The sequence below is a fragment of the Thermodesulfobacteriota bacterium genome, assembly GCA_039028315.1.
GTDB lineage: Bacteria > Desulfobacterota_D > UBA1144 > Nemesobacterales > UBA2774 > CR02bin9.
On the sequence record JBCCIH010000126.1, the window covers coordinates 1 to 7374 of the forward strand.

The 7374-nt window shown below is 40.2% G+C and carries 7 protein-coding genes; 4 read left to right on the forward strand and 3 right to left on the reverse strand.

What is annotated here, in order from left to right; translation table 11 throughout:
• Window positions 1–446 (forward strand): porphobilinogen synthase (locus AAF462_08355; GenBank protein MEM7009129.1); only part of this gene is annotated, 446 nt, incomplete at its 5' end.
• Here the strand turns inward: AAF462_08355 and AAF462_08360 are convergent.
• On the reverse strand, window positions 432–1139 hold the full coding sequence (locus tag AAF462_08360; protein ID MEM7009130.1) for an HAD-IA family hydrolase: 708 nt from the start codon (window positions 1137–1139) through the stop codon (window positions 432–434). The genes AAF462_08355 and AAF462_08360 overlap by 15 nt on opposite strands.
• A 62-nt stretch (window positions 1140–1201) precedes the next feature.
• On the opposite strand from AAF462_08360, the gene AAF462_08365 reads away from it, so the two are divergent.
• Window positions 1202–1576: a hypothetical protein gene (locus AAF462_08365; protein MEM7009131.1), complete on the forward strand. Its 375-nt coding sequence runs from the start codon at window positions 1202–1204 to the stop codon at window positions 1574–1576.
• 3 nt (window positions 1577–1579) lie between these two features.
• Here the strand turns inward: AAF462_08365 and metH are convergent, their stop codons facing one another.
• Window positions 1580–5302 carry a methionine synthase gene (gene metH, locus AAF462_08370; protein ID MEM7009132.1) on the reverse strand — a complete coding sequence of 1241 codons (3723 nt, stop codon included), beginning with the start codon at window positions 5300–5302 and terminating at the stop codon, window positions 1580–1582.
• A 55-nt stretch (window positions 5303–5357) separates the two neighbouring features.
• On the reverse strand, window positions 5358–6173 hold the full coding sequence (locus tag AAF462_08375; protein MEM7009133.1) for a hydroxyacylglutathione hydrolase C-terminal domain-containing protein: 816 nt from the start codon (window positions 6171–6173) through the stop codon (window positions 5358–5360).
• A gap of 93 nt (window positions 6174–6266) precedes the next feature.
• Here AAF462_08375 and AAF462_08380 point away from each other — a divergent pair, with 93 nt between their 5' ends.
• Together AAF462_08380 and AAF462_08385 are read left to right on the forward strand one after the other, a co-directional pair.
• Window positions 6267–6740 carry a hypothetical protein gene (locus AAF462_08380; GenBank protein MEM7009134.1) on the forward strand — a complete coding sequence of 158 codons (474 nt, stop codon included), beginning with the start codon at window positions 6267–6269 and terminating at the stop codon, window positions 6738–6740.
• Between the two features lie 88 nt (window positions 6741–6828).
• Window positions 6829–7374: pyridoxal-phosphate dependent enzyme (locus AAF462_08385; GenBank protein MEM7009135.1), on the forward strand; the 546-nt coding region annotated here is incomplete at its 3' end.

Here is a 7374-nt window from a genome sequence, read left to right on the forward strand (position 1 = left end):
AGCTTGATGAGAACGGTTATGAGAATGTGGCAATAATGTCATATTCCGCAAAGTACGCATCAGCATTTTACGGCCCGTTTAGAGAAGCCGCTGAGTCTCCACCACAATTTGGTGATAGAAAAAGCTATCAGATGGACCCACCCAACATAAGAGAGGCTTTAAGGGAAATTGAGCTTGATATAGATGAGGGGGCTGACATTGTGATGGTCAAGCCTGCACTGCCCTATCTAGACGTTATCAAGGCCGCCAGAGATGAATTTGATCACCCTGTTGCCGCATATCATGTAAGTGGTGAGTACTCCATGGTTAAAGCCGCTGGGAAGCTTGGATGGATTGATGAGGAGCTTGTAATGATGGAGTCACTTATAAGTATTAAAAGAGCCGGTGCAGATTTAATTCTTACCTATTTTGCAAAAGACGCAGCTAAGCTCTTAGCCAAGAAATAATCTAACTTCATTAAGATTTTTTATCTTATGCTGATCACCGATAGATTCGTAGTCATTTTCCCTATCTAAAACCAGCGCACGTATTCCCAGAGATCTTGCGCCATGAAAATCATTGTAGATATGATCCCCTATATGAATGCACTCTTTAGGTTCAGATCCAATATCTTTTAATGCGATATGAAATATATTTGGATCCGGTTTTGCATGACCTGCCTCGCTTGAGATTACAAAACTGTCAAAGTACTCTGTAATTCCAAGATTGTTCATAACGTCATATACACGTGAGTCAAAATTTGAGATAATTCCTAGCTTATACTTTTTGTCTTTTAGTTCTGAAAGTACTTCTTTAGTCTCAGGGAAAATTTCCCAAGCCTCACTTCTAAAAACCTCAAATAGCTCGTCGAAATGTGTGTCAAACCCTTCGAACATTCCAACTTCATTGTAGACAGTTTCTACAATATCCCTCCAATACTGTTTCTCAAGTACGGCCCTATCCTCCGGGCTTACGTTGCCAAATGCAAGCGGAGGAGCCGTAGAAAAAGCTTTAGAAAAGGCTTTCCTGAGCTCCTTTGGATCAGGGTCAGCGCCATGCTTCTTAGCTACTGAAGCATAAGTGTTCCCAAGTCCCTTTTCTATATAAAATAATGTATCTGCAGCGTCAAAGAATACTGTATTGATATCTTGGTTCTTCATAATTTCACCTTTGTTGTAGTCCAATTCTTTTCATATAGAATTATTAGAGAGGATTATATTAAATGAGCAATTCCGAGCAGACAAGTGTAATAGCAGTTTTAGACGATATGTTCTTTGCTTCTAAAATTAAAGAGGCCGCCAAGCAATTGGCTCTGGGCATAAAGGTTGTGAAGAATGTTGAAGCCCTAAATGCATCTGCTATGACATCAATCCCAAAATTAATAATTGTTGATTTGAACTCTAATAAAATAGATCCGATAAGTTTGATAACAGATGTTAAATCTAATTCTAAATTGCATAATGTAACAACCTTAGGGTATCTGCCTCATGTAGAGAAAGAGCTTGGGCAAAGAGCTATAGAAGCGGGATACGACATAGTTATGCCGCGCTCAAGATTCGTAAGAGAGCTAGGTCAGATCCTAGTAAAATATGCGTAGTAATTAAACTGCTTTTTTGTTTCTAGTAGAATCATATCCCAAGTTTGGTCTTAGCCACTTTTCTGCCTCTGATGTCTCAATACTTTTACGAGCGGCATATTCATGGACTTGGTCTTTATCAATCTGACCGACATGAAAATATTTTGAATCCGGATGGCTGAAATAAAGCCCGGCAACCGAGCTAGGCGGATAAATAGCAAAATTTTCTGTAAGACTAACGCCTATTTTTTTCTCAACATCCAAAAGCTGCCAGAGTGTTTGTTTCTCTGTATGGTCCGGGCATGCAGGATAGCCGGGGGCTGGTCTTATTCCTCTGTACTTTTCTTTTATAAGATCCTCTGGAGATAAATCCTCTTCTTCTCCATAACCCCATATGTCACGTGCCCTTTTATGCATCATCTCTGCTAAAGCCTCGGCGATTCTATCTCCGAGCGCTTGGACCATTATTGCAGAATAGTCATCGTTGTTTTCTTTAAAACTATCTGAAAAAGTTTCAACTTCTTCACCTGTGGTAACTACGAATCCTCCGATAAAATCCTCTTTTTTAGATTCTAGCGGAGCAACAAAGTCGGACAATGCCAGATAAGTTTCCTCCGGACCCCTATCTTTTTGTTGACGAAGCGTATACAGCTTTGCAATTACTTCTTTTCTTTTATCGTCTGAGTAAACCTCTATATCGTCACCAGATGAGTTTGCCGGCCATATACCAAAAACAGCTCTTGGTCTGAATCTGCTTTCTCTTACTATTTGATCAAGCAGTTTATTCGCATCTTCAAATATGGACTTGGCTTGTTTGCCGTATTTTTTATGTTCCAGGATATTTGGATATACTCCCTTTAGTTCCCATACCCAAAATAGGGGTGACCAGTCAATAAAAGGAATTATCTCTTCGACTCCAAATTCCATAACCTGGGTGCCAAGTTTTGAAGGAATATCAATCCTTACATCGTTCCAGTCTGTGTTGAGTCCTTTAGTGCGAGCCTGTTCTATAGGGAGATAGTTGGTCTTTTGCTGGGCAGAGGAGTGAAGTCTACGAAGCTCTTCATGTTTTTCCGCTAGATCGTTTGCAACTTTGTCATACTTATTAGGGTTGAGCAGGTCATTGCAGACATTTACAACAAGTGAGGCGTCCTGTACATGGCTTACAACTCCTGAGTACTCCGGCGCAATTTTAATAGCGGTATGGGCCTTGCTTGTGGTTGCCCCGCCTATAAGAAGCGGTGTTTTAAAGCCCTGACGTTCCATCTCAGAAGCGTTGTAGATCATCTCGTCCAGTGAAGGCGTAATAAGCCCGCTCAGGCCAATTATATTCGCATCCATATCCTTTGCCGTTTTTAATATGTTATCGCAGGCTACCATCACACCAAGATCTATTACTTCATAGTTGTTACAGCCCAAAACCACAGAGACTATGTTCTTTCCTATATCGTGAACATCACCTTTAACCGTAGCGATGACAAATTTCCCTTTGGCATGCGCAGCACCTGATTTTGCCTTTTCTTCTTCCATATAAGGCTCAAGGTATGCTACAGCTTTTTTCATTACCCTGGCGCTCTTTACAACCTGTGGCAAAAACATCTTACCTTCGCCAAATAGATCTCCAACTATTTTCATACCGTCCATTAATGGGCCTTCAATTACATCAAGTGGCCTATCATGTTTTTGCCTTGCTTCCTCTGTGTCTTCATCTATATAGTCCACTATACCTTTAACTAGTGCATGTGAGAGCCTTTCTTCAACGCTTGCCTCACGCCATTTCTCTGTGTCTTTCTCTTTTGTTTTTTCAGTCCCCTTTACCTGCTCGGCATATTCGATAAGAATCTCAGTTGCATCTGGATTTCTATTAAGAAGGACATCTTCAACTTTAGTAAGCAGCTCAGGATCAATGTTTTCATATACTTCAAGCATACCGGCGTTAACAATTGCCATATCGAGACCCGCTTTTATAGCATGGTACAAGAATGCACTGTGCATTGCCTCTCTAACTACATTATTACCCCTGAAAGAGAATGAAATATTACTTATTCCGCCGCTGGTTTTAGCCCCGGGGCATACTTTTTTTATCTCTCTAACTGCCTCTATAAAATCTACTGCATAATTGTTGTGCTCCTCGATTCCGGTGGCGACAGTAAGTACATTTGGATCAAAAATTATATCTTGAGGGTCCATACCGACTTTTTCTGTGAGAAGTTTATATGCTCTTTCACAAATTCTGATCTTATCTTCTTTGGTTGCGGCCTGCCCTTTTTCATCAAATGCCATCACCACAGCAGCGGCGCCGTATCGCATTACAATTTCCGCCTGCTCGAGGAATTTTTTCTCTCCTTCTTTTAGGCTTATAGAGTTCACGATTCCCTTGCCTTGAATACACTTAAGCCCTTCTTCAATTACGGAGAACTTCGAGCTATCTATCATGATGGGCACTCTGGAAATGTCCGGCTCAGATGCTACTAGGTTTAAAAACCTTCTCATGCACGCCTCGCCGTCTAATAGCGCTTCATCAAAGTTTATGTCAATAATATTTGCTCCGTTTTCAACCTGCTGCTTTGCAACACTAAGAGCCGAGTCAAAATCGTCTTCTTTAATAAGTCTCGCAAATCTTGGCGAGCCGGTAACGTTTGTTCTCTCTCCTACCATAATAAATGGAGACTCCTCACCAATGTTAAGAGCCTCGAGACCACTTAGCCTTGTAGCAGGCTCTATTTTTGGAATAGCTCTAGGGGAAATGTCATTAACTTTATACACAAGTGCCCTTATATGATCAGGTGTGGTTCCGCAGCATCCGCCGACAACATTGATAAATCCGCTCTGAGCAAATTCTTCTAAAAACCCTGAAGTGTCATCAGGTGTTTCGTCATAACCGGTATCACTTAGAGGATTAGGAAGCCCAGCGTTTGGATAACAGCTTATGTAGAAGTCAGCTACCTTAGAAAGCTCTTCAATATAAGGCCTCATTTCCTCTGCCCCAAGGGCGCAGTTAATCCCTACGCTTATAGATTTAGCATGTCTTATAGAGTTCCAAAAAGCTTCAATTGTCTGGCCGGATAGTGTTCTTCCCGATGCATCAGTAATTGTTACAGAAAGCATTAGCGGGATTTTTTCATGGTGCTCGTTCAAAAAATTATTGATACCGAAAATTGCTGCTTTAAGATTGAGCGTGTCAAAAGTAGTCTCGGCAAAAAGTATATCTACACCGCCTTCGACTAGTGCTTTTGTCTGCTCGTAATATGCATGCACTAACTCATCAAAAGTAACACCTCTATAGGCTGGGTCATTTACATCCGGTGAGATAGAGGCGGTCTTGTTTGCCGGGCCTAGAGCGCCTGCGACAAAGCAGGTTCTTTGAGGGTTTTCTGCCATAAACTCATCAACTGCTGCCCTTCCCACTTTTGCGGCAGCATGGTTTATTTCAGGAATTATATCATCAAGATCATAGTCTGATTGTGAGAGTCTATTGGCATTGAACGTGTTTGTCTCAATAATATCTGCGCCTGCTTCTAAATACTGTGTGTGAATATCTGTAATAATTTCGGGCCGTGTTATGCATAGAAGGTCGTTATTGCCCTTAAGATCGATATGGTGATCTGCAAAGCGCTCGCCTTTGAAATCCTCTTCTTCCAATTTATGGCGCTGTATCATAGTACCCATAGCCCCATCTAAGAAGAGAATTCTCTCTTTTAGAAGCTTGGATAATAAATCATATGATTTTGACAGTTTTTTTGTCATTGCATTATTTTACCAGACTAAAGATTTATAATTTGAATGTTTTAGGTTTTAGAGCTTATGATGTCCAATCGTTTCTAAGGGTTCTGAGTTCAACGAAAACAGACGCAGGGTCAGTTTTTAGATCAGGGTTTCTTTTCTTTAGCTCATCTACAATTACAGGATCGTCAAAGCGCATAAATGGGTTATATGTTTTTTCTTCTCCCAAAGTTGAAGGTGGTATCGAACTGTTTTTAGAGACTGCATCTTGTATCTCTGATAGTTTAGCTTTTACAGCTTGATTCTCAGGATCTAGGTCTAGAGCGAATTTTAGATTAGCCTCAGCATACTCGTGGCCTACAAACATTCTGTAATCATCAGTAAGCTCTCTTATTCTGGAAAGGCTCTTATAAAGGTCCTCAACGACTCCTCTATGAGCCGTATTTCCGCACCCTGATTGAAATACTGTATCTCCTACAAAGATATTATTGCCAACAATGAGCGATATGTGCTCTGGGCAATGGCCTGGAGTATGAATTACCTTTATTTCTATATCCCCGACTTTGATAACATCACCTTCATCCACAGTTTCATATCTTGTCCCAATACGCTCAACTCCTAAGGGATGAACCAGTGCTTTTGAAATTAATGACAGGCTTACCTTTAGAATAGGATCATTTCCGCTTATGTGGTCTGGATGGCAGTGTGTGTTGATAACATATTTAACCATAAGCCCATTGTCTCTAATAAAGTTTAAAAGAATTATAGGATCTATAGGATCAATTACTGCACATTCTTTAGTGTTATGGCACCATATGATGTAGTTATAGTTGCTGTCGCTGTCATCAATCAACACTCTTGCTATAGAGAATCCGTCATCACTATAGATATCCATTTGTTATCTCCTGAGTTAGCATATTGAATAAGGATAGTTAGTATGCCATAAAATATTAAAATTATTCACTCTTTGCAGGTAAAATATATACCTATGCCAAATAATCAAGGGGTTACCTATAAGACTATGAGCGTGAAGAATATTTTAATTATTTTGCCTATACTGATCGTATTTGCATTAGTTGGCTGCAACAAAGAGCCAGAGTACATACCAGGCCAGGGAATTCAGGGGATTAGAGAGCCGATCTTTAGAATATTATTATCCCCAGTTGCGTATGATGGGGCAATTGTTGTTGTTGAGGGTGTTGTGAGGGACTATGAACAAGCTTCGTCTGAAGATGGTAGTGATAATGAAGCTACGTTTAAACTCTTTGATTCCAAGGGGAATTACATTAACATTGTCATGCCCGGAGAGTGGGAGATAGTTGACAATGATTATCTAATAGTTGGCGGTATTTATAGAAATAATACAAATATTATAGATGCTCAGCAGTTTGAAAAAGTAGAATTTAAAGAATTGGAAGACAAAGACATAGAGAAGGAAATTGAAAAGAGGGACGATTGGTAAACCCAATAAAATATAGGGTTTGAACTTTGACAAGACACTATATTGAGGGTATTTTCTAAAGTTTATTTATTATTTTAACGAGGACTATATGAGCTTTGTAAAAGGACTTAAATGTAAAGAATGCGCAGATGTTTATCCCAAAGAAGCGCTCCATGTATGCGAGAGTTGTTTTGGACCGCTGGAAGCAGTTTATAATTATGATGAAATTAAAGAGACTGTTTCAAGAGAACTCTTTGAAAGCAGGGACCGTAATATCTGGCGTTATAAAGAGTTGCTGCCGATTGATGAAGAACCCACTGTTGGTCTGAAGGTTGGCCATACACCCCTAATCAGGGCACATAATCTTGAAAAAGAGCTCGGAGTAAGCGAGCTGTATATTAAAAATGACGGCGTCTGTTTCCCTACTCTATCATTTAAAGACAGAGTGGTTTCAGTTGCTCTATCTAAAGCAAAAGAGTTTGGCTATGACACTGCCGCATGCGCATCAACCGGTAACTTGGCAAATGCTGTAGCGGCATTATCTAGGGCCTCTAATCTTAGAAACTATATCTTTATTCCATATAATCTGGAGCAGGCCAAGATTGTTGGCACAACGGTATATGGCGCAAATCTTATAGGAATTAAAGGAACTTAT